This window comes from Verrucomicrobium sp. BvORR106 (genome assembly GCF_000739655.1).
Classification (GTDB): Bacteria; Verrucomicrobiota; Verrucomicrobiia; order Verrucomicrobiales; family Verrucomicrobiaceae; genus Verrucomicrobium.
Window position 1 is genome coordinate 1 of record NZ_BATR01000107.1, and the last position, 23,035, is coordinate 23,035.

The following is a 23,035-nucleotide window of genomic DNA, read 5'->3' on the forward strand; positions in this document are numbered from 1 at the left end:
CGAAAATACTGACCTCGCGGTTTGCTTTGCGCAGTTTGGCGGAGAGGTAGCGGGCAAGGTTTCGCAAGAGCACGATCTTGATGTGGGGGTGGGCAGACTCCAGGTTCTCAAAGGCCTCAATGGGCAGCAAATCACAGTCAACGTCAGTATCGGCCATCACCACTGCGGAACGGGGTGCCTCATCAAGGAGGGCCATTTCTCCGAAGGACATGCCTGGGGAAAACGTGGCGAGACGCTTCTGCATGCCGCTGGCCAGGGTGACGGTCACGCTGACAGTGCCGCGGGCGAGGACGAAGAGCTCGCGTGCGGCGTCTCCGGCATTCACAATGACGCTGCCCTTGCGATAGTGGTGACGGGTAAACAGCGGGGTGACCACCTCGATTTCGTCAGGCGTGAGGCCTTGAAGAAGCTTGTACTCGGAGGGGCCGGCTGTGCGTTCGCTCGTTGGATTGGGCATCAACTCGGCGAGCAAATGGTTCTCGCACCATTCCAATGCCGGATCGTTGTCATCGAAGGAGTGAAACATCGAGGCCCAGTCCGCGCCCAGCTTCGCTTTCATGTAGCGACGGAGCATGGGAGACCGGAAGATGTGGGTGAAGATGAGCTTGATGCCGGAGGCGGCCAGCTTCACCAGCAACTGATGGAAGAGGCGGCAGGCGCTTTCGTTGACCAGCAAGGTGCGCTTCAAGTCCAGGATGATGAACTTGCGCTGATCGAGGTGTTTCATCGCCTCCCTGACCACCACTTCGGTGGTGGAGAAGACCAGGTTCCCCTGCAGCTGAAGTACATGGATGGACCGGGCGGCAGTGCGCAGGATGGCGGATTCCTCCGGTGTGCGGATGCGGCTGGAACTCACCTCTGAGCCATTGAACTCCAGGCGCACCACGGCGGCGCTGGTGTGCGGGGAGTTGAACAGGTGCAGGTCAAAATGGCGGGAGAGGTCATCGCATACCTTGATGCCGCGCACGCTGTTCCCCCTGGCGTCTAGTGGTGGGGAGAAGATGCCGATTCCCAACTGGCCAGGCAGGATGGCCACGATGCCCCCTGCCACGCCGCTCTTCGCGGGCATCCCGACACGGTAGATCCACTCACCCGCGTAGTCGTACATGCCGCAGGAAGCCATGACGCTGAGCACGCTCTCCACATACTCGCCCCGGATGGCGCGTTTGCCTGTCACGGGATTCACGCCGTGATTCGCCAGCGTGGCGCCCATGATGGCGAGATCACGACAGGTCACTGAGAGTGAGCATTGCTTGAAGTAGAGATCGACCACAGGCAATGGATCCTCCGTGAGGATATCGAAGTTGCGCAGCATATAGCCGATGGCCCTGTTGCGGTGTCCGGTATCGCTCTCTGACTCATAGACGCTGGCATCAAGCGCCACCTCCCGGCCGACGTAGAGGGAAAAGGTGTCCAGGATCCGCTGCAGGCGGGTGTTCTGGGACTTGCCAGCAATCTGGCCAGCGGCGGCAATCGCGCCTGCATTGATCATCGGATTGCGGGGGCGGCCGGTGACGGGCTCGAGGCTGATGGCGTTGAAGGCGTCTCCCGTAGGTTCCACGCCGATCTTGGTGAAGACCTCGGTGCGGGTCTTGTCTTCCAGGGCCATGCCATAGACGAATGGCTTGGAGATGGACTGGATGGTGAAATGGTGCTGGCTGTCGCCCACCTCGTAGATCTGCCCGTCGGCAGTTACCAAGCATATACCAAATAGGGAGGGGTCAGCCTTGGCCAGTTCCGGGATATAAGTGGCCACTGCGCCTTCATCAAGGGTGGCGTATTTGTCGTGTAGAGTCTTGAGATAGTCGAGTATGGGCGAGGAAACAGAGGGGGCGGCAATCATTAGCGAGGGTCAGTGGCAGTGAGGTGGAGACAGGCTGACTGTGCCCTGACGGATCAGGGCTGAGTATCGGCTGTCGCTTGACCGGACTTCATGCACAGAATCCGGAGAATGTTGCAGTGCGTTGACCGGGAGGGTCGTACAGGGTATGTGAGTTAGAAAAGAACGGTTCAGCAGCAAGCATGCCACCGTGTTTTATTGTTCTTTAGCGAAAACCTCATGTCTGCTTTGTCGTCATCCTTTGTAGGTACACCCACCATTGAAATCACCGGCCTCCGCTATGTGCGGGACCGTCAAATCTTGAAAGGCATCGACTGGCGGGTGGAGCCCGGGGAGCACTGGGTGATCCTGGGTCCCAATGGCTGTGGCAAGACCTCGCTGATCAACTGTCTGACGGGCTATGAGATGGCCACGGCGGGGAGCATCTTCGTGGATGGAGCGCAATACGGTCGCACCGACTGGCGTGAAGTGCGCAAGCGCGTGGGGCTGGTGACGAGCACGCTCACTTTTTACCTTGAACCGGGGGAACCGGTGCTGGATGCCGTGGTGAGCGGGCGGGATGCGATGATCAATCTCGTCGGGGAAGTGGACCCGGCGCTGCGCCAAGAGGCCCGGGAATTGCTTAACCGGATCGGTTGCGGGTATCTCGCCGATTCACGTTGGGGGGTGCTCTCCCAGGGGGAGCGGCAAAAGATCCTCATCTGCCGTGCCCTCATGTCCCGCTATAAGGTCCTGATCCTTGATGAGCCGTGCGCGGGGCTGGATCCTGTGGCTCGCGAGCGATTCCTCCAGTGGTTGCAAATTCTCGCCCGGGAGGAGGGGGCGCCCTCAATGGTGCTGGTGACCCATCACGTGGAGGAGATTCTGCCCTGCTTCACACGGGTGCTCTTGTTGAAAGATGGTGCCGTGCTCAGTGCTGGCTCAAAAGAGGAAGTGATGACTGCCAGCCAGTTGAGTCAGGCTTATGGGGCTCCGCTCAATCTTGTGCAGAACGGCGAACGCTTCGTCTTGCAGGTGACACCAGAGGCGGTGTGAACGGGCTATGGGGAAGCTGTGGTTTGTGCCAGATGATTCTCTGAGTGCTGGGAGTATCAGCTGACTCCGCGAAGGGCCTCAAAGGCGATTGCGGGGACGGGTGTCAGATGCTCCCACTCGGTGACTGGTCGTCCTGAGGGCGGGAGGGCTCCTTTCTCCAAGAGCACCGCCAGCTTCGCATCCAATGTCTGGAAGTGCAGCCCCGGCAGAAGCTTGTCCGTGCCGGGCTTCTGAATTTTGAGAGCTGCCGTTGTGTCCATGGCATATATAAGAACATTATCAGTATAGAATCAAGAAAATGATCGCAAATTCTGTAATCGGCTAGAAGGATTACTCAAATGTGATACCCTTAAGTTTTCTTAACTACCTGAAAAACAACGACCCCCGCAGATCCGAAGGTTCAGATCGTGCGGGGGTGGGAGGAGTCCTGGAGAGGGAAAATTAGCGGCGCAGATTTGAGCGGCGGCGGGTGAGGATGATCAATCCTGCCACAGCCAGCAGAAGGGCGCTGCCGGGCTCGGGCACTGCCTGGGCGCGATAGCCAGCGTAGGAGGAGGCGCTGCTGCTGCTCGGCAAGTGGACTTCGCCAGTGAGATTGAGATTGGTAGCGATCACGGCACCATCAATGTTGTTGGTGGTCGTCACGGTGGCGTTGGGTGCCAGTATGGTTCCGTTGAACTGGTGACTTCCCAAGTTGATCGTAGTGGCTTCGTAAAAGTTCCAGACGATGTGGGCCTGCCAGTAGTCACTGTTGAAGTCACCCACCATGTTGCCCGCATTCTGAATCCAGTTCACGGTGGTGCCGGAGACGTTGATGACGATGTTGGTGGCTCCGTTGGCGATCAGGTTGAGCTGCTGGGAAAGGTTGCTGCCGAAGATGGCGTCTGCGCTGATGCTGAAGACGGCCAGGCCATCGCTGCCTGCAGTCGCGGTGAAGTTGACGGAGCTGGGCTGGCCGTTTGTGGATGAGGTCACCACGCTGTCGGTGGCGAGGGATTTGAGGTTGGCGCTCTCGCTGAGGAAAGCCTGCTTCAGGCTGGAAAGGTCCGTGGACTGGCTGATCTGGCTGCCGCCGCCGTTGTAGTTGATCGTGCGGGCGTTGGTGCCGCCGAGGTAGAGGCTGCCTTTGTTGAGTTGCAGGGGGTTGCCGCTGCTGATATTGCCTCCCACCACCAAGGTCTTGTCCGTCGTGGAAGTGCCGCTGGGCAGGCCGATGCCGAAGTTCGAGGAATTGCTGCCCGTCAGATTGCCGCCCACCAGGGTGCGGCCTTCGATCTCACCCTGAATGTTCAGGTTGCCGAAGAGGATGGCGTTGTAGTTTTCCCAAGTGTAGCTCTGAGCGTGAGCGGCGCCGGAGGCCAACACAAGCAGGCTTGTTAAAGCGATGAGCAGATGACGAGTCATGCTATTTGCAAAGGTGAGAATTGCAGGGGGTTGCATTCGCGAAAGTAATACTCAGATTCTCAAACGCAATAGCAAATATCACTAAGGAATCGCAAATACTAGAATTCGGGCCTGTTTCGAGGCTTTTACAGGTTCCTTGCGCAGCGCAGAATGCTTGCTGTGTCGACTAAAACACCTGCGTATAGCTGAAGGCGTTGCAAATATGAGAATTCGGGTGACTCCCCACAAATGAGGGGGCGCCTTGGGGGTGACTATTAGCAGCCGTTTCAGCCCAAAATGGCGCCCAAGCGGGGTTTGGTCGGTCTCAGAGGGGGGCTTGCGTGACGCTAGAGCTCTACCATCAGAAGGTGGCGCACACGGGGTGGCTCTTCGCCACGATGGAAGGCGACAACCGCTGCTTCAATGCGGTGATCCTCGACGGTGGCGCGTTGATGCTGGCGCAAGTGTTCTGCCCAAGAGCCGACGATGAAGGTCTCGCGGAAAATTCGCGGATTGTTGAGATCCACAAAGAGGGAGCAGCGAAATGCTCCATCGCGAAGGCGGATCTTGCGCAGGGCGCGTATGGCCTCGCGAAAAGCGGGCTCATCCTCCTGGGCGAGCCGGTATTCGATGGTGATCAAGACCGGGCCGTCCTCGGGACCTGGAGTTGTGGTGAGGGTGTGGTCGGGCCAGTGATTGGATGGAGTGAGGTCCAGCTTGTCCACATGGCTGATGGGCCACCATTTCTGGAGAATGATGCTGATGAGGAGCCAGGCGGCCGCGCTGAGCAGGGCAACGGTGGCTCCCCAGTCGGAGAGGAGTCGGCCCCATGCCAAGGCACCCAGGGCATAGGCTCCCTGAACAGCCACCAGATAGATGGCGGAACTGCGGGCTCTCACCCAGTTGGGGAAGGCGCTCTGGGCGGCCACGCTGAAGGTGTTGAGTGCGCTCATCCAGCCAGCGCCAGCGAGGGCTAGCGCTGCGCCCATGCTGTAGCGGTCTGGCACAATGGTGAGCAGACCAGCTGCGAGTGCTGAGGAGAGTCCGGCCCCGGTGACCACCCTATCAAAGCTGAGGCGGGCGCGCAGCTTGGGCAGGAGAAACAGGGCCACGACGATGGCACCCAACCCGTAGCAACTCATGAGCAGGCCGTAGTCTGACCCGCTCCACCCGCGACGATGAATCAGAATGGGGAGAAGTGCCACCGGAGCCACTGCGGCAAAGACGTGGACAGCGCCACGGAGCAGGACAGCCTGCATAGGGGCGGCGTGCCGGGCATACCGGAGGGCGGCCACCATGGCCCCCATCATGCGTTCCTGTTCGGTGGATCGGGGAGGGGAAGGTGGGCGTACCCGCCAGGCGGCGAGGATCACGGCACCAAATGAGAGAGTGTTCAGGGCAAACACGGGTCCGGGTCCGGCGGCCGCGACCAGCAGGCCACCCGCGACGGGGCCCAGTGAACGGGCGGTATTAAAGCCAACGCTACCCAGAGCCAGTGCTGCCGAAAGCTGGGGACGACCGACGAGGTCTGGAATAAGGGCCTGCCAGGCCGGCATGGTGAAAGCGGAGGCCACGCCGAGCTGGAAGGTGGCGAGAAGGAGCAGGGGCGCGGTGATCTTTCCTGCGAAGGCGAGGTACGTCATGCCGGCGGCCGTGAGGAGGGCTCCAGCCTGGGCGAGCAGGATGAGCTTTCGCCGGTCCACGAGGTCTGCCAGGGCCCCGGCGGGCAGGGCCAGCAGAAAAAGAGGCAGGCCTGTCATGGTCTGCATGAGGGCCACCAGCAGAGGGGAGGCGGAGATGGAGGTCATCGTCCAGATGGCCGCCGTGTCATTCATGGTCGTGCCAATATTGGACACGATGTTGGCCAGCCAGAGGCCTCGAAACTGCCAGTCACGCAGGGGCGCCCAGGCGGACACCCGGGAAGGTGTGGGGGGCGGGGTGGCGTGGGAGGCGCTGACGCTCATTGGGGGCTGTGCTGTCTGAATGGCAAAATGGACAAGAGAAGCGGGTTGTCCACGGGGTAATCAAAAGGGGTTCAAAGACTTGTTACGCATTGTGGTCATTTGGTGACTCGGTCTTGACGTGGTAAATGCGTGTTTCAAACTGGATTGCTTGAACTCTGACGCCACTCCCTGGATCGCCGAACTCGTGAACCTCTTGGGGGGCGATGCGGTGCTGTCCTCCGATGAGGATCTTGTCCCGTACAGTTTTGACGGCACGGCAGCGCTCAAACAACGTCCGGCGTGTGTGGTGTTCCCGCGCAGTACGGAGGACGTGGCTGCCTGTGTGAAGCTGGCCCGTCGGTACGATGTGCCGGTGGTGACCCGGGGCAGTGGCACGGGCCTCAGCGGTGGGAGTGTGCCGCTGACAGGGTGTCTGGTCCTGTGTCTGGTGAAGCTGGACCGGATCCTGGAGGTGGACCCCCGCAATCTGACGCTGCGAGCTGAGTGTGGCGTGATCACGAAGGAGATCGATGACGCCGCTTCAGGGCACGGTCTCTTCTATCCGCCCGATCCGGGTTCGATGAAAATTTCCACCATCGGAGGCAATGTGGCAGAGAACAGCGGTGGTCTGCGCGGTCTGAAGTACGGCGTGACGCGAGATTACGTGATGGGCATGACGGTGGTCCTGCCGGATGGTGAGATCGCGTGGCTGGGCAACAAGTGTGTGAAGGACGTGGCGGGCTACTCGCTCAAGGATCTTTTCATTGGCAGTGAGGGCACGTTGGGCATCATCACCGAGGTGCTGCTCAAGCTGCTGCCCAAGCCCGCGGCGCGGCGCACCATGCTGGCCATGTATGACTCCATGGAGGCGGCGGCAGAGACGGTGAGCGCCATCATTGCGGCCCGGATCATCCCGTGCACCCTGGAGTTCCTGGACCGCATGACCCTGGGCTGTGTGGAAGACTATGCAAAGATCGGCCTGCCCACGGATGTGGAGGCGCTGCTGCTCATGGAGACGGATGGCCACCCGGCAGCAGTGGAGGATGAGGCCAACCGCATGATGGAGATTGCTCGCCAGAACGGAGCCCGTGAAGTGAAAATGGCTGCGGATGAGGCGGAAGGGGCCCGGTTGGCGGCAGCCCGGCGCAATGCCTTCTCTGCTCTGGCCAGAGTGAAACCCACCACGATCCTGGAGGATGTGACTGTGCCCCGTAGTGAGCTGGCGGCCATGGTGAAGTTCATCAACGAGACAGCTTCAAAGTATCGGCTTTTGATTGGGACCTTTGGTCACATGGGTGATGGCAATCTGCATCCCACGTTCCTGACGAACGAGAAGGATGAAGAGGAAATGCACCGCGTTGAGCTGGCCCTGGGTGAGATTGTGGAAAAGACGGTCTCTCTCGGCGGGACGATCACCGGCGAGCATGGCGTGGGCCTGGCCAAGAAGGGATTCCTGAAACAACAATTCGGCCGCGTGAGCTATGACTTGCTCAAGCTGGTGAAAAAAGCTCTGGATCCGGCCGGAATTCTGAACCCGGGCAAGATTTTTGACTGAGATCCATGAGCGCTGAATCTGGCAACAAAGGGGTGGGGGCGAAGCTGCTCAAGCAACTGGACTACTCAGTGCTCCAGCAGTGCATGCACTGCGGCATGTGTCTGCCCACCTGTCCCACCTACATGGAGACGAAGAGGGAGCGCAACAGCCCGCGGGGTCGCATCGCCCTCATGCGAGCCATGGCGGATGGCGAGGCTCCGGTGACGAAGAGCTTTGCGGATGAGATGTACTACTGTCTGGGGTGTCTGGCCTGCCAGACGGCATGCCCGGCGGGCGTGAACTATGTGGAGCTCTTCGAGACCTCCCGCGCGGAAGTAGAGCGCAGTGGGGTGCAGCCGCGTGGTCAGCGTGATTTCTGGCGCTGGCTGACACTGGAGGTCTTGTTCATGCATCCGCAGCTGTTGCGGGCCGTGGGGGTGATGCTGCGGGTGTATCAGCGGACGGGATTGCAGTCGCTGGTCCGGAAGCTGGGGCTCCCCAAGCTGATGCCTGGCAAGCTGGGAGCTCTGGAGCCCCAGACTCCCACCGTGGCGGATGCGTTCTCGGACGACCTCATTGATGCGGTGGAGTCTCCTGCGGAGAAGCCGCGGTATCGGGTGGCGTTGTTGACGGGTTGTGTGCAGGATCTTGTGTTTTCCCAGATCAATCGCGATACGGCAGACGTGCTGCTGGCCAACGGGTGCGAGGTGATCACACCCCGGAATCAGTACTGCTGTGGCTCCCTTCACGGGCACAATGGGGCTCCAGAACTGGCTCAAGAGCTGGCCCGACGCCAGCTCGACATGTTTGATGTCGAAAGTCTGGACGCCATCATCACCAATGCGGGCGGATGTGGATCGCATCTGAAGCACTATGGCCACCTGCTTCACCATGACCCCGTGTACGGGCCCAGAGCTGCGGCATGGGATCGCAAGGTGCGGGACATCCATGAATGGCTGGTGGAGATCGGCATTCGCAAGCCCGTCGCCGAGCCTGCCACGGTGGACAGCACTCCCGTAGAGGTGACCTATCACGAGTCCTGTCACCTTTGTCACGGGCAGAAGATTACCAGCCAGCCGCGGGCGGTCTTGAATGTCATCCCGGGGTTGAAGGTGAAGGAGCTGCCGGAAAGCAACTGGTGCTGTGGCAGTGCCGGGATCTATAACATCACCCAACCTGAGCAGTCGGCCAAGCTCCTGGAGCGCAAACTGAAAAACCTCGAATCCACCGGAGCGGGTGTTGTTACAACCTCGAATCCGGGCTGCCACATGCAATTGGCCTTTGGTCTAAAGGGCAAGCCAGGGGCGAAGTGCCATGAGGTGACCCAGCCCGTGAGTTTGTTGGCGGAGGCATATAGGAGAGAGGGAAAAGGGGTAAGGGAAGAGGGATAAGGGGGAGTTGAGGCGCTGCGCTGGTTGAGGGGGGCGCAAGCGGCCTGTTAAAGCGTTGCGCTTGTAGCTTGGGCGATGTTTGTGTTGATTGCGATCAGGCCGTCCCGGCGGGCGCTGGATCGGGTGCTGTGGGCTGTCTTGCAATCCCCTGGCTTCAGGCCTAAAGGAAATGACCCCATGCCTGCACTCAAGATTCTGCTCAGCCTTCTTGCCGGACTCACGATAGCCAGTTGCACGCTTCCCCAGCAGCCAGTGGGGCGGTCTGTCGGACCGGCGGCGGTGCAGAATGCGCCGTTCACCCTGGGGATCGATGTGCTGGCGAGCAATGGATTCGATTTGCTGCGGGGCAAGCGGGTGGGGTTGATCTGCAACCAGACGAGCATGACTGGCAACGGCACGATGACCCGGGTGGCATTAAAGCGCGCGGGGGTGAATCTGGTGGCGCTGTATGCTCCGGAGCATGGGGTGGATGGCACGATCAAGGCCGGGGTGCATGTGCAGGATCGGAAAGATCCGGTGACAGGGCTGACGGTGTACTCCCTCTATGGCGACACTCGCAAGCCAACGCCTCGCATGCTGGCGCCGATCGATGTGATGCTCTTTGACCTCCAGGATATTGGTTCCCGCAGTTACACCTACATCTCCACCATGGTGGTGGCCATGGAGGCCTGCGGCGAGAGCGGCAAAGAATTCATTGTGCTGGACCGGCCGAACCCGCTGGGCGGATGGCGGGTAGAGGGGCCACCGGTGGATCCCCAGTGGAAATCGTTTGTGAGCCAGGTGAATGTTCCCTACGTGCATGGCATGACGACAGGGGAGCTGGCCATGATGGTGGCGGGGGAGGGGTGGATCAGTAGACGGCCGAGATTGCGCGTGGTGAAGATGCGGGGCTATCAGCGGAACATGCTCTGGCAGGACACTGGACTGCGCTGGTACCGTACCTCACCCAACATTCCGCATGCGGGCTCCCCGGTGTACTATGTGGCCACCGGGATGCTCGGGGGTGCGGCTGCGGTGGATGTGGGCATCGGCCTGGACAATCCCTTCGGCTACGCCGGTGGGCGCGGGGTGAACGCGCAGGTGTTTGCGGACTATTGCCGACGTCTTGGTTTTCCCGGGGTGGGGTATGAGCCTTACGCCAGAGAGGGCTTTGGTGGCGTGAAGCTGCGTATTGACCCCCGGACGCCGGCGAATGTAACGGCTCTGGATGTGTATCTCATCGCCGGGCTGCAGAACCAGACGCGCGGGGCGGTCCTGGGGAAGATGACGGCCTCGCAAATCAGTCTTTTCAACAAGGTGTACGGCAGCGACAGCCTGCGCCGGGACCTGATGCGCGGTGTTTCCCCGGACCGCATTGTCAGTTCATGGAAGCGGTTTGAGGACGGGTTCCGGGCCAAACGGCAACGCTACCTGATGTACTAGAGAGAGGGAGCAGGGCAGCGGGTAAGGGAAAAGGGGGACAACTTGGAGGGGGTGGAAGTCGTTGGTGGGGCGCGGTTTGGGTTGCAACTGGGCATTAACTGGCTCACAATCCCTCGACCATGGCAAAAAAAGCTGTAAAAAAGGCAACGACCCTCACCTCTCAACGCTCCGATGAGGAGGAGATGGCCTTTGCGGCCGCCACGTTCGCCGATGACAAGAAGGCGGAAGACATTGTGATCATGGACGTGCAGGGGATCTCGCCCGTGGCGGATTATTTTGTGATCTGCACCGCGACCTCGATGCCGCACCTCAAGGCCATTCGCAACGAGGTCAAAGACCGTTTCTGGGTCGAGCACAATCGCAAGCCGATCGCTGTGGACGAGAAGATGGAGAGTCTCTGGATCATCCTGCACTACGGGGATGTGATGGTGCACGTCTTCCACAAAGAGAAGCGCGATTTCTACGCCCTGGAGGAACTCTGGGGGGATGCGCCCCGCGTGGCCTGGCAGCCGGTAGTGCCGGTGCCCGCCGCTCCTGCACCCAAGGCCAAGAAAGTGGCCGCGCCTGCCAAGAAGGCTGCCGCTAAAAAAGCTCCCGCAAAGAAGGCTCCTGCCAAGAAGGCCGCCCGTAAGAAGTAGGCATGAGGGTAGAGCTCATCAATACCGGCACGGAACTGCTCATTGGCGACGTCATCAATACCAACGCAGCCTGGCTGGGTCAGCGGTTGGTGGATCTGGGAGTGCTGGTGCAGCGGGCTACGATCGTGCCGGATGGGATGGCCATTGAAGAGGCTCTCAACGACGCAGTGCGCCGCTCTGATGTGGTGATCATCACTGGCGGCTTGGGGCCGACTTCGGACGATGTTTCGAGAGAGGCGGCAGCCGCGGTTTTGGGGCTTTCCCTGGAGACTGACCCTGAAGTGATGAAGCTGTTGGAAGCTTATTTCGCCCGGTCTGGTAAGGGCGTGAATGAGCACAACCAGCGACAGGCGCTGGTGGTCAAGGGGGCTAGCGTCCTGGCCAATCCCCATGGAACTGCCCCAGGGCTGCACCTCCCTGCAAGCCTGGGAGCGGCCAAAGGGCTGAATTGTACCCTTTTCCTTCTGCCCGGGCCTCCTCGAGAACTGAAGCCCATGATGACGGATCGGGTGGAGCCGATTCTGCGCGGGATGCTCCCGGGAGGCTCGGACATGCAGTGCCGCTACTTCAAATTCACCGGGATCGGTGAATCAGACATTTCCATGGCGCTTCAGGAAGGTCTGGAAGCCATTGGCGGACTGGAGATCGGGTATTGCCTGGGCAAAGGGGATGTCGACGTCCGTCTCAACGGCCCGGCTGCCGCACTCGAGAAAGCCGGGGAGTATTGTCGCGAGAAACTGGCGGAATTCCTCATCTCCGACGACCGCAGGCTGGTGGAAGAAGTGGTGGTGGATCTGCTCAGCCAGCGCGGCGAATGGCTGGCCACGGCGGAAAGTTGCACGGGCGGATTCATAGCTCATCGTGTCACAAATGTGAGTGGGGCCTCAGCGGTGCTGGGCCATGGCCTCGTGACGTACGCCAACGAAGCAAAGACTCTGCACCTGGGGGTGCCGCCCGAATTGATCAAAGAATTTGGAGCGGTGAGTGAGCCTGTGGCAGCTGCCATGGCGGAAGGTTGCCTCCGTGTCAGCGGGGCAGATCATGCTGTGGCCGTGACGGGAATCGCTGGTCCCACTGGCGGAACCCCGGAGAAACCCACGGGTACGGTGTTCATTGCTCTCGCGTCCAAAGGCGCGCCTGTGGAGGTTCGCAAACGCTGGTTTCGAGGGGAGCGGGAGCGGTTTAAAATCATGACGAGCCAGGCGGCGCTCGACTTCGTCCGACGGCGTCTGCAAGGGTATGCCTTGCCGAATAGCTGAATCTGGTTCAAGATATCGGTCCGGATGATTATTTTTGCTGGCGTCCTCTCGGTGTGCCAGCCACCCTTTTCCTGGCCCACATGATTTCCTTGTCTGCACTTCTGCCATGGTCCCGTGCTGCCCGCATGGGTGGGATGCTTCTTGTCCTCACTGCGCTGACCTCAGGCATGGCCCTGGCGGATGTGAAGCTACGGGCCGGGGATGGCAAGCGCAGCAAGGACGATGTTTTTATTCCAGAGGCTCGTGATGTGTCAGCCAGTTTCGTGGCTGGGAGCACCGTTGATATTGAATTGGTTGGAACCGTCGGAACCTTGAAGCAGGCGGACTTCGTGGTCAGGCAGCTTCCAGAGCATGGCACGCTGACCAACCTCCGGCCGCATCCCCGTGAGTCCAACAAAAGCTTGATCACCTACACCCATGCAGGGGAGCAGGCGGGCCTTTTTGACAAATTCACCTACTCGGTAAGGGTGGATGGCGGCCCCTTCTCGGCACCTGCCACTGTGAGCCTGCGTGGTCAGCGCATGGAGCCAATCCTCTCCATCGTCAAAATGCCCTCGTTTGGCAGGGTCTTTCTGGGAGGTGAGGCGACCGGGACCGTGTCTGTGCGGAATATGGGGCGCGCGCCCTATCGCATGAACATGGTGTGGAGTGAGGGCTGGGCTGGCCCGGCCACGCTGGAGGTCAACCCGGGTGATACCGTAGATTTCCAGATGACGTTCAAGCCGGTGCGTCCGGGTGAAGTGCGCCACGAGATCGAGCTGCAGCCTGGGGTGAAAACGAGCAAGTTGACCCTGTTTGGTGAAGGGGTGCGCGCTTTGACGGTCAGCCCCGGGTACCTGACGCTCGATTACAATCGCACCACGGGAGTGCGTTCGGGGATTCTCACGCTGGTGAATGGTCGCTCCGATCCGATGAAGGTGACCCTCAAGTTCCCCATCAGGCTCCTGGCTCCGGCTTCGCTGGAGATTCCGCCGCAGCAGAAGGCTGAAGTGCTCCTGCAACTGCCCGCCACCGATGTGCCCCAGTTTCTGGGTGAAGTGGTGGTCGAGTCAGACGGCGTGTCAGAAAAAGTGGCCGTGCAGTCCCGCCCGAAGCCAGCGGAGCTGAAACTGGTTTCACCAGAGAAGGGAACCCTGGACTTTGGGCAAGTGACCCAGAGAAAGGCGACCAGCCGGGATATCATTCTGGCCAATACTGGGGGCGAACTGCTGGTGGTGGAAGTGCAGGCCCGCAATCCGTATGTGTCTGAATTTTCCGGTCAAGCTCTGCGGCTGGAGCCGGGTCAGCAACGCAGTGTGAAGGTGTTCCTGAAGAGTGAGTCTCTCGGGAATGTGATCAGCGACCTGCGCATCATCGGCGGCGCGTCGGAGTCCGTCGTCACCCTCAAGTCTTATGTCCGTGAGGTGACGGCACCTGAGGCAACACCAGTTCCTCCAGTGGTAGCTGCCCTTCCGGCAGCTTCTTCCGCCAGCCCTGCGGTAACCCCGACGGCTGGGATTTCCACTCCCTCCGCCGCTCCTGCGGCGGTTGACTCGGCGGCGGTGCCGACACTTCCCGTGGCTCCGGCTCCGGTCAAACGGTCCGCTCCTGTTCCCTCCGATGCGCCCCGGGCCCCTCTTAACAATGTGCAGAATGCGCTGGCGGCCTACCTGGCCACGGAAGGTCTGCCCATGCCCTCCAGCTTCATCAACCCTCACTTGGACCGCGTGAACAATGTCGAGCTGGTGGATCGTGAGACTTCGAACTTCACCATCGCTTGGAAGAAGCCCGGTGTTGCTCCTGCTGGCTGGGCTCTGGAGACGGCATCCATGGCCAAGGACGAGAGAAGCAATCTCTTCATCAAGACCTGGAACCGGGTGAACCACTGGAAAACGGTGTCTGGCGACAACGACAAGGTGGTGGTGAAGGTGCTGGCCCTGCGTCCTGCCTCCCAGTATGAAATGCGTGTGCGTGGGGTGGATCGCGATGGGAAGTTCTCTGAACCCTCCCCGATCTTTGTGGTGACCACTCCTGAGCCTTGGCGTGTGCCTGCCTGGGCATGGCGAGGGATGTTGGTGAGCGCCTTGTTGGTGGTGATCTACATGCTTTGGCGGGCGCGTCGGGGTGACTTCGAGTTCGCTTGATCGAGGTATCTCGCTTCTGCTACGAAGCGGGGCCGCCCTTGGCTTCACGCAGAGTTTCGAGGAGCTTGTACGCCTGCTCACGGGCTTCGTTGGGGAAGTCATGATCGCACTCCGGGTGGATCACCTGTAGGTGATTAGCTGCGTTGTGAAGGCGAAAGACGTCACGAGCGGCGGCGGCGACTCGGTCCACACTGTCCCATTTGAAATTGCTGTCCCGCATGGGGGCTGAGATGAGGACGCGGCGTGGGGCCAGTGCGGAGAGGAGTTCGGGGAAATCAAATGGCACATCTTGTGGCCGGCCCAGATATTGCGCCATGCGGGGCATGTAGCGTTCCTGCGTCCAGCCCCGGAGGTCGCCGTTCTTGTAGTCGCGGTAAGAGTCCAGACCACAGGAACTCACCACGACTTGGATCCGAGAATCGAACACGGCGGTGTAGACGGAATTGTGCCCACCGAGCGAGTGGCCCACGGCGCCATAGCGCCCATGCCTCACGTAAGGAAGCGTGTCGAGCAGGTCGAGGGCGCGAATGTTGTCCCAGATCGCCTTCATGGTGCCGCTGTCGTAGCCAAGGCCCTTGAGGTCCGGGGCGTAGCTGGCGAGATGGGGATAGTTTGGAGCAATGGTGACAAAGCCCCGGGCGGCGAGTTCACTGGCGTACTGGCGGTTGGCCTTGCCGCCCAAGCCCACGACCACGCCATATCCCACCTGATTGTCGGTGGGGTGCAGGCAGAGCACTGCCGGATAGGATGCCTGGTTGCCGGATTGCAAGGCGCTCTTGGGCAAACAGAGATAGGCCGGAGTGCGGCTCCCGGGCTCGGACTGGTAGGTGATGCGCTGGCGGATGTAGTTTCCTTCATCCGACTGGTCTTCGATCCGGACGTCCAGCGGACAGCGTTTGCCGGCATCGGGTAGCGGGCCCATCACCGTTTGGGCCATTTTCACAATCTCCAGTCGGCGAGGTTCCCATTCCGCGGGCGTGGTTGCTGGCCTGCTGCCGCCCTCTGGAAGCCGGACTTCCAGGGGTTTGAAGGGGTCCAATCGTGCTGGCTCGGCATGAGCCAGGGTGGCGATACCGGCGGCAGCAAGGATCAGGCGCAGATGGAGCATCGCGGAAAATACGGGAGCAGCTTGCGAGTTTCTCGTGCAAAATCGCTGCTTCCCCAGAGACTGTCCCCGGTGGTAGCATGAGGAGTCTGGTGATGGGCGTCTGAACTCCTCAATACTGCGGCCATGAAAGCGACTCCTCTTTGTGTCATCCTCTTTGCGATTGGCTTCGGAATTGCCGGGGTACAGGCAGATGGATACCCTTTTAACTCCAGCACTCAGGAGGTGTTTGTGGACACGGTGCGCATCCGCCTTTCGGCTGCCCAGCAACTGGAACTCGCGAAGAGCGGTTCTCTGAAGCCAGATGAGGCGCAACGCACCTTCCTGCTGACGGTCTATCCCAATCTGCCAGAGCAGATCCAAGTGCTCTCGGCCACCTACAATGACAGCATAGAAGGCATGGATGATGGCGTGGTGAATTGCTTCTGGGTGGCTCCTGCTGAGGTGGCCTTGACCTTGCCGCCCAGAGGAGAGAAGAAGGTGTGGAAGTTCGCCACGCCCCCCGAGGGAATGAAACCGCCGCATCTGCGGCTGGGGGCTGATGGGGTGATCTATGAGAGCGGCAAGGAGTTGGATCTGGCCGCAGCCATGAAGCTCATTGAAACCACGCCCACGCTCGATGGAGACGCCGGTGGAGAGCGCCTCGTGGAGATCACGCTTCCACCGCCCTATCGTGTGGCCTTGGAGGACTCGGAGCATGAGTATGCTTCAGCAAACCGAAAGGTGGCGGAGATTTACGCCAAGCTGGAAACCCACTGCCAGACGCACAAGGTGACCTTGCAGCAGACTTGGTGAGAGGGTGGGTGCAGTTGATGGGGCCGCGTGTGCCGGATTCTGGCGCGAAAAAATCGCCATTCCACCCATCCAGTGGTCGGGGCAAATACGAATCGCGGGCATGAAGTTGTACCAAGTTCTCCTAACTTCCGGCGGGTCAGGCCATGTGACCGCTGAGGGCTACACCCGCATCGGTGAGCTGATCATGTTTTTCCGCGGTCCGTCCAAGGGATGGGTGGCCTCGTATCGTTCGGATCTGGTGGCAAGCATACGTGACGTTTCGGTGTCTCCGGCCGCAGGGGGGACGATAACGGAGGAGCTCCTGGCAGCCCGGGCGAGTTGACTGACTGGGCTGTGGCATCGCTCAATGATTTTCCTCCACTTTTGCAACGGATTGACGCACACTGGGTTTCATGAGGATGCCTCTCTCGTCGCTTCGCCATTTGCCGCTGTCGGGTCCCGCTTGGAAGAAGGTCTTCACGCTCGTAGCCCTCTCCGGCGCGGCGCTTGCAGGCACGAGTTGCACCTGTTGTGACTCCGGCGTGGCTTCCGGTCCGGGGCAGGTCCGCTACAACAGCTGGATCTCCTGTGATCCCGAGCACCCTGAGACGCTGGTTTCCCGGGGCAAGGTGCGGATGCGGGATCCGGAGTGGAAGTTGATTCCTCATCCGCGTGACTGCGACTCTACGGTGTATCGCACCTGGCTTCACTATGATGAGCCGCGCCTGGCCATCGATGACAAGCTGGTGGCTGGCGAATACCGCAATGGAAGAGACTCGTCTCGTTGTCCGGAAGGGCAGGGGGACATCACCGCTGTGTACGGTGGACCAAGTGGCTCTCCTGCCAACTCCCAATGGCGGAGTTCAGGCAAGTAGTGGCGATCAAGCTTGGTTGCGGCAGTCGGGCTCTGGTAAGCCCGGTCTGACCGGTCAAAGACACTCTCGAAAGCCCAGTGCGCGCAGCACGAGGTAGTAGGTAAGTGCTGGCAGAAACAAGGCGACGATTAGCAGGGTGGTGACCATGAGTTGCCCCCGGCAGATGATCAGGAGGGGAACAGACGCGTATCCCAGAAGCACCCCCAACAGCACCAGAGGCTCAAGCAGCCAATGCACCGAGAGGCGGTGCTCCGTGAGGTAATTGGCGATGGAGGCAACGGGGGCGAGGATGGTCAGGCCGAACAGGAGGGAGATCACGCCTGACAGCGCGAAGGAAGCCCCGATCAAGGGGACCTGACTGCTCGCCAGAGCATGGCCGATGCCATCGAGCCCCGCCACCACGCTCAGCAGCAAGGTTGAAGCGCTGAACCCGGCGAAATGCTTGAGGATGAATTTCATCGACTGAATGGCTGAATCTTCCTCGCAGTATGCGTAGAAAGTTTTCTGAAGCAATGGATATGGGGAGTTCGTCCTGATGAGGGCAGCGTCTCGCCTGTGTTGGGATCGGGCTCCTGGAAACTAAGGAGAACACAAAAGGGATATTGTTCGACGCGGCATGGTAAAAATGGAGGCTTGACGAGTGTTTGTGTGTGGAGAAAAATCGGTCATGATCGAGACCTTTGCGCCCTACTACTCCTGTGAGGTTCGTGTGATCTTGGGCAAAGAAGTCGACAAGCTCTGGTTGTGGTTCGCCTCTCAATCAGGGGAGGCGATGAAGGGGCCGGATCGCTCCCTCGTTGAGCGGGCTCTGGGAGTGCTGCGACAGAGCGGCTGCATCGATTTTCTCACCAGCACACAAGAAGGCTGGGTATCAGGACAACGGACCACGCCCTTGCAGGGGCTGGGTAGACGGCTGCCTGCCTTTGCGGTTCTGGATGATGCCTGGACCTATTCATGGAGTCTTGAGCCCTAGGGCTTGGATCCGCCACCTGCTTGCCCGGGGTCGGGTGGGATGGGGGCGTGACAGGCGGGTTCCTTCATGTTGGCCAGATTCATCAAGGTGCGGGTCAGGTGGTTAAAACCTGCCAACCCGCGTTCCTGCCAGTTGTATTCAGGGGTGTCGCGCCGGATGACGCGATAGTTTCCTGACTCGATGATCTCTATCAGATACATGTAGGGATGACCAATTGAGACCGCCTTGTCGTCGTCCAGGGCGGTGCGAAGGGCAGGGGAGTCCAGACTCTTGACCAGAGCCAGTCGCACGGTCTCGCTGAGCTCAATGGTGCCTGAGCGGTTGGGTTTCTCGGGAAATTCGAACTCGTACTCGGACCACTCCAACTTGGCCCCCTTGGATCGAGGCTGGACCACGTGAAAAACGTAGGCATAACCTCTACTGCTAAAACAAAGCAGACGAAGGGAATCGTAATCTGCGGAATGGACCGCTTTGAAACGCAGGTCTTCGATGTTAAAGCGCAGCATCATTTCAAGGCTGTACTCGGTCATCCGGGATAATGTTGGCAGATCCGCGACGACGGTTGCCGAAGCTGGCGAAGCTTGAGGAGGCGGGGGTGGGGCAGGAGGCGCGGCGGACACGGTGGACGAGCTGATCCACACAAGAGGGAGAATCCAGGCGAACAAGGAGCGGTGTCGAAAAATCATCCGCTGTAGTGAAGGGGTGGATGTCATTGCAGGATCAGGGAGTGGAGGCTGAGCGCGTTCGCGCGCAACGTCGCCGGTGGCGTGGGGCAGTACTACGTGGAGGATTTTGCAGCCTGCTGAATCAGTTCCAGGAGGATGGAACGGTGACACAGGCTTTCGTTCTCGCAGTAACACCCGACCACCAAGGGTGTCTTTTCGGCGAGCTTTGCCAGCAGAAGCAATGTTTGACGTCGTTCAGTGTCGCTCTGGATTTCCCGCTCGTACTGGGCTCTGAAGTCGGGCCAGATATCTGGCCACGCCTCCCCCTCTTTCTGACGCTTCTTCATGCTCCCCAACAACTTGCGACTGGGGGCAAGGAGGGGGAGCCAGACATCGAAGTAGTCCAGCTTCGCGTAGTCCTGCTTGACCACTCCCCGAGGCAGATACCTCACCACGCCGATACGCAATCCCTCGCCGCGTTTGCGTGCGCTGCCTGCTTGGTAAGTCTTGAGATGGAGAGGCATGGCGGCGAGAAGGGGGGACGCGTTTTCTGGGAGGCTGGTCAATCAGCGAGACAATCCGGAATGATGTTGCCAAGACTTTTCAGGCGTGGCGAAAATGGATCCAATGTGAGCTATAGATTGACCGGCATTTTATGATACAATGACACAAAGAACAGCAAATGGCTGTCAGCTTTGGGAGGCAGTGGCCTCAGCGCAGCAGGGATGACTTTATATCAGGGCACGAATATGCACCCGGATCGGGACGCTCCGGAAGAAATGAATTGTGACCGCTATCGGGTAGATGGGCGGGAGTTGGTGCTACTTCTACAAGGCAACGAGATTCGAAGGATTAGCTTTTCCTCCATTCTCGGGTGGTGCGACACGGGTCAGGGCACCTTGAGCATTGTAATGAAGGAGGGTCGCAGCCTTGATTTTTCAGGCATGCCAAGAGAGTTGGAGGAATTGCTTATCAAGCATTTCCCCGATTCATTTCACGAGTGGTAACGAAAACAGAGCCTGACAAAGCGATGGAGCCAAGCATCTAAATGGGTTCAGCTTTGGCGAGTGGACAGACGCTGTCGCCAAAAGCCGCGTAATTTGGTGGAGATAAGGGGATTCGAACCCCTGACCTTCTCATTGCGAACGAGACGCTCTACCAACTGAGCTATATCCCCAAGTCTTGAGCTTCAATGAGTTGTGGAACAAGGTGAGCTTGTTATTCACGGCCCATCAATAAGCAAGGGCTACTATGCCGTGTAGAAAAATCTGGGCAAGTGGAAAAGCAGGGCTCGGTGGTAGAAGGGGGAATGTTTTAGCGAAAGGGCTCTTCAGGTCGGTGGAATTTCTGGGATCCAACTGCCTTTGCGATTCTAGCCCAGATCTGGTTGTTGTCCTAAATGGGCTTGTTGAGATCTTCCTCTGAGGCTTCTAAATACCTCTAAAAGAGGGTGTTAAGTAAGCAATATGAGTAGCTTAAGTGGTGTGAAGGCACGTTCATTTTGAGATTAATGCTCTTGCAACTGAGTCTCCATATCTAATGGTGAAAGTCGTCCAAGTTCGATATGCAAACTCCAAAATCACTCTCTGCCCTACCGGCCACTCTTGCTTGTCTGTTCCCCCTGGCAACGATGAGGGCACAAGAAGCCAAGCCAACTTCACCTGAGGTACTGGAGGAAGTCACTGTGGTGGCCGCTGCCGAGTCCGCGGTCGTGGATCTGAAGACGGAGCTACCCACCGCGGCTCTGAAGACGGGCACGTCCCTTCTGGAGACGCCGCAGTCCATCTCTGTGGTGCCGCTGGAGATGATCGAGCTGCGGGGCAGTCGCCAAACTTCTGAGGCTCTGCGCTACAGTGCGGGGGTCACCACCGATACCTACGGCTATGATCCTCGTGGTTACGAGTGGATCACCATTCGGGGCTTCGACAGCTTCAACAGCCAGTACCTGGACGGTATGCGTCTCTACAACTATGAGATGGTGGAGACGTTCGGCCTGGAGCGCATCGAGCTGCTGAAGGGGCCGAGTTCAGTCCTCTTTGGCCAGTCCACCCCTGGCGGTCTGATCAACAACGTCAGCAAGAAGCCCAAGGCGGCCCGCTCCGGTGAGGTGGGCTTCGAGTACGGAACTGGCGAGTCCTACGAGGGCAACCTCGACTTCGGCGATGTGTTGCTGGGGGACGATGTGCTCTCTTATCGCGTGCTGAGTCTCTATCGGAACACCGAAGAAGACCCGAATGGCAACACGATTGATAGCGAGCGTATCTTCGTGGCTCCCTCCCTGACCTGGAAGCCCACCGAGGACACCACGCTCACTCTGCTCAGCAGCTATCTGCGCTGGGAGAGCGCTCAGGTGCCGGAGTACTACAAAGGTCCTGGTGGTCTGGTGAGGACCAACGACCTCCGCTGGGACCGTGAGTTGAGTGAAATCTGGCGGATCGGCTACGAGTTTGAGCAGAAGCTGGGGGAGAACCTGACCTTCCGCCAGAACGCCCGCTACTCCCACTACAACTCCGCTTCGAAGTACTTCTCGATCAACGAACTCGTTTCTCCCACGGAACTGAGTCTCCTGGCCTCTGGCTACAGTGTGCAGAACCGCGCCTGGACGGTGGATAACCAGATGGAGTGGCGCATCGAGCAGGGTTCGATTAAACAAACACTGCTGGCCGGGTTTGACTACGGCTACGCCACCTCCAAGTCCGTGCAGCATGATGGCCCGGCTCCGACGCTGGACTTGTTGGATCCTCAGTATGATGCGCCGTTCTCGCGTCCGTCTGATCTCATCTCCCAATTTGAGCAGAAGGTTCGCCAGTTCGGTGTCTATGCGCAGGACCAGGTGAAGCTGGGCGATCACTGGCTGGGCGTGGCCAGCCTGCGGCATGACTGGGTGGCTACGGAGAGTGCTGAGCGTACCAGCGGAGGCTATTCCGAGGATCAGGATGATAAATCCCTCAGCTATCGTCTGGGGCTCATGTATCTGGCCGACAATGGCCTGGCTCCGTATGCCAGCTACTCCACTTCCTTCTTCCCCAACTCCGGAGTGGATGCCCAGGGCAGCACCTTTGACCCGACGGAAGGCAACCAGTTTGAAGTGGGTCTCAAGTACGCACCCAAGGACTTCCGCGGTGGGTTCACCCTTTCCGCCTTCCACCTGACGCAGGACAACGTGCTCACCACGGATCTGCGGAACCAGGCCTACATGAAGGCCAACGGTGAGTGGACCTCCAAGGGTGTGGAGTTTGAAGGGAATGTCGGCATCACGGATCGCATCACGCTGCTCGGCAGCCTGACGCTCATGGACATTGAGATCACCAAAAGCGCCGATGGAGACGAGGGCCAAACTCCTGGCCAGACCCCTGAGAAGACTGCCTCCGGCTGGGTGACCTATTCCTTCACAGACGGCACACTGCAGGGGCTCACGCTCGGCAGCGGCGTCCGTTACACGGGCTCCAGCTACCAGGACACGAGCAACACCGCGAAGAACGACAGCGTCTTGTGCGTGGACCTCGTGGCCCGCTACGTGCGTGGCCCCTGGACGGTGGCGCTGAACGTGGACAATGTGGCTGACGAAACCACGTACAGTAGCGATGGCTTCGGGTACTACCAGAGTGCCGGGCGCACCGTGCGGCTCTCTCTGGGCTACAAGTGGTAGTTGTTGCCGAGTTTCAGGTTGTTTCCTGTATTCGGCGGTGACGGAAGGGTTGTTGACGGACTTCGTGGGCGAATGCGTCCGGGCTGTGCGTCAACAACCGGGGCGGGGGCTCGAAAAGCTCCACAAGCAGGAGAGACGTAGAAGGGCAGGGAGCCCCACCCGCGGAAAACAGAAAGCACGGTATCGGTGGAGAAGGGGAGCAACGAGCAGCCTTCACAACAACTGAGGGCTGGCGATCAAGGTGGGGAGAGGCGTTGCACGCGGTCGGAAGATTGTCGGGAGGGCTTCGTTGAATGCCCGGTCTTCAAAAGGTGTTCGCTTCGTGAAAACACGAAGCAGTACGCAGCGGAGATCTACGGTCTGTAGCGTCTCAATGACCGGGGTTGGATCACCCATCAACCCAAGGAAAATGGGAAAACTGAAAAA

19 protein-coding genes and 1 tRNA gene are annotated in these 23,035 nt (G+C 59.5%); 11 read left to right on the plus strand and 9 right to left on the minus strand.

The features are described from left to right. Positions 1 to 1,843 (minus strand): glutaminase A (gene glsA / locus BV106_RS19240; protein WP_038167315.1); only part of this gene is annotated, 1,843 nt, incomplete at its 3' end. A gap of 216 nt (positions 1,844 to 2,059) precedes the next feature. Between glsA and BV106_RS19245 the strand changes: the two genes are divergently transcribed. Continuing rightward, positions 2,060 to 2,875 carry an ATP-binding cassette domain-containing protein gene (locus BV106_RS19245; RefSeq protein ID WP_038167316.1) on the plus strand — a complete coding sequence of 272 codons (816 nt, stop codon included), beginning with the start codon at positions 2,060 to 2,062 and terminating at the stop codon, positions 2,873 to 2,875. A gap of 56 nt (positions 2,876 to 2,931) precedes the next feature. On the opposite strand, the gene BV106_RS19250 is transcribed toward BV106_RS19245, so the two are convergent. The 3 genes from BV106_RS19250 to BV106_RS19260 form a co-directional block, all read right to left on the minus strand. Continuing rightward, positions 2,932 to 3,135: a hypothetical protein gene (locus BV106_RS19250; RefSeq protein WP_038167317.1), complete on the minus strand. Its 204-nt coding sequence runs from the start codon at positions 3,133 to 3,135 to the stop codon at positions 2,932 to 2,934. A 181-nt stretch (positions 3,136 to 3,316) separates the two neighbouring features. Continuing rightward, positions 3,317 to 4,279: a choice-of-anchor A family protein gene (locus BV106_RS19255; RefSeq protein ID WP_038167318.1), complete on the minus strand. Its 963-nt coding sequence runs from the start codon at positions 4,277 to 4,279 to the stop codon at positions 3,317 to 3,319. Positions 4,280 to 4,605: 326 nt separating this feature from the next. Beyond that, positions 4,606 to 6,222 (minus strand): MFS transporter, encoded by a 1,617-nt coding sequence (locus tag BV106_RS19260; protein ID WP_051946065.1) that lies wholly within the window; start codon positions 6,220 to 6,222, stop codon positions 4,606 to 4,608. A 148-nt stretch (positions 6,223 to 6,370) separates the two neighbouring features. On the opposite strand from BV106_RS19260, the gene BV106_RS19265 reads away from it, so the two are divergent. From BV106_RS19265 to BV106_RS19290, 6 genes are all read left to right on the plus strand, one after another. Continuing rightward, positions 6,371 to 7,756 (plus strand): FAD-linked oxidase C-terminal domain-containing protein, encoded by a 1,386-nt coding sequence (locus tag BV106_RS19265; protein ID WP_265595852.1) that lies wholly within the window; start codon positions 6,371 to 6,373, stop codon positions 7,754 to 7,756. Between the two features lie 5 nt (positions 7,757 to 7,761). Then, positions 7,762 to 9,126, plus strand: coding sequence for a (Fe-S)-binding protein (locus tag BV106_RS19270; protein WP_063767964.1), 1,365 nt, complete (start codon positions 7,762 to 7,764; stop codon positions 9,124 to 9,126). A gap of 177 nt (positions 9,127 to 9,303) precedes the next feature. Next, positions 9,304 to 10,548 (plus strand): DUF1343 domain-containing protein, encoded by a 1,245-nt coding sequence (locus tag BV106_RS19275; RefSeq protein WP_051946066.1) that lies wholly within the window; start codon positions 9,304 to 9,306, stop codon positions 10,546 to 10,548. A 119-nt stretch (positions 10,549 to 10,667) separates the two neighbouring features. After that, on the plus strand, positions 10,668 to 11,186 hold the full coding sequence (rsfS, locus tag BV106_RS19280) for a ribosome silencing factor (RefSeq protein WP_051946067.1): 519 nt from the start codon (positions 10,668 to 10,670) through the stop codon (positions 11,184 to 11,186). Between the two features lie 2 nt (positions 11,187 to 11,188). Next, positions 11,189 to 12,445: a competence/damage-inducible protein A gene (locus tag BV106_RS19285; protein ID WP_038167319.1), complete on the plus strand. Its 1,257-nt coding sequence runs from the start codon at positions 11,189 to 11,191 to the stop codon at positions 12,443 to 12,445. A gap of 80 nt (positions 12,446 to 12,525) precedes the next feature. After that, on the plus strand, positions 12,526 to 14,568 hold the full coding sequence (locus BV106_RS19290) for a fibronectin type III domain-containing protein (protein ID WP_038167320.1): 2,043 nt from the start codon (positions 12,526 to 12,528) through the stop codon (positions 14,566 to 14,568). Positions 14,569 to 14,587: 19 nt separating this feature from the next. On the opposite strand, the gene BV106_RS19295 is transcribed toward BV106_RS19290, so the two are convergent. Continuing rightward, complete coding sequence (locus BV106_RS19295) at positions 14,588 to 15,676, minus strand: prolyl oligopeptidase family serine peptidase (RefSeq protein ID WP_081891957.1); 1,089 nt, start codon at positions 15,674 to 15,676, stop codon at positions 14,588 to 14,590. Between the two features lie 123 nt (positions 15,677 to 15,799). Here BV106_RS19295 and BV106_RS19300 point away from each other — a divergent pair, with 123 nt between their 5' ends. Together BV106_RS19300 and BV106_RS19310 are read left to right on the plus strand one after the other, a co-directional pair. After that, complete coding sequence (locus tag BV106_RS19300) at positions 15,800 to 16,468, plus strand: hypothetical protein (protein ID WP_038167321.1); 669 nt, start codon at positions 15,800 to 15,802, stop codon at positions 16,466 to 16,468. A 392-nt stretch (positions 16,469 to 16,860) separates the two neighbouring features. Beyond that, positions 16,861 to 17,322, plus strand: a complete 462-nt coding sequence (locus BV106_RS19310; protein ID WP_265595853.1) for a hypothetical protein — start codon at positions 16,861 to 16,863, stop codon at positions 17,320 to 17,322. Positions 17,323 to 17,376: 54 nt separating this feature from the next. On the opposite strand, the gene BV106_RS19315 is transcribed toward BV106_RS19310, so the two are convergent. Continuing rightward, positions 17,377 to 17,781: a hypothetical protein gene (locus tag BV106_RS19315; protein ID WP_038167324.1), complete on the minus strand. Its 405-nt coding sequence runs from the start codon at positions 17,779 to 17,781 to the stop codon at positions 17,377 to 17,379. 208 nt (positions 17,782 to 17,989) lie between these two features. Here BV106_RS19315 and BV106_RS19320 point away from each other — a divergent pair, with 208 nt between their 5' ends. Continuing rightward, positions 17,990 to 18,295, plus strand: a complete 306-nt coding sequence (locus BV106_RS19320; RefSeq protein ID WP_038167325.1) for a hypothetical protein — start codon at positions 17,990 to 17,992, stop codon at positions 18,293 to 18,295. Here BV106_RS19320 and BV106_RS19325 read toward each other — a convergent pair. The 3 genes from BV106_RS19325 to BV106_RS19340 all read right to left on the minus strand — a co-directional run bounded on the left by BV106_RS19325 (position 18,292) and on the right by BV106_RS19340 (position 20,137). Further along, positions 18,292 to 18,825: a hypothetical protein gene (locus BV106_RS19325; protein WP_051946068.1), complete on the minus strand. Its 534-nt coding sequence runs from the start codon at positions 18,823 to 18,825 to the stop codon at positions 18,292 to 18,294. The genes BV106_RS19320 and BV106_RS19325 overlap by 4 nt on opposite strands. A gap of 248 nt (positions 18,826 to 19,073) precedes the next feature. Continuing rightward, positions 19,074 to 19,484, minus strand: a complete 411-nt coding sequence (locus BV106_RS19330) for a DUF488 family protein (protein ID WP_038167337.1) — start codon at positions 19,482 to 19,484, stop codon at positions 19,074 to 19,076. 577 nt (positions 19,485 to 20,061) lie between these two features. Continuing rightward, positions 20,062 to 20,137, minus strand: a tRNA-Ala gene (locus BV106_RS19340). Positions 20,138 to 20,590: 453 nt separating this feature from the next. Between BV106_RS19340 and BV106_RS19345 the strand changes: the two genes are divergently transcribed. After that, positions 20,591 to 22,609, plus strand: coding sequence for a TonB-dependent siderophore receptor (locus BV106_RS19345; RefSeq protein WP_038167328.1), 2,019 nt, complete (start codon positions 20,591 to 20,593; stop codon positions 22,607 to 22,609). The last annotated feature ends 426 nt before the right edge of the window (positions 22,610 to 23,035 follow it).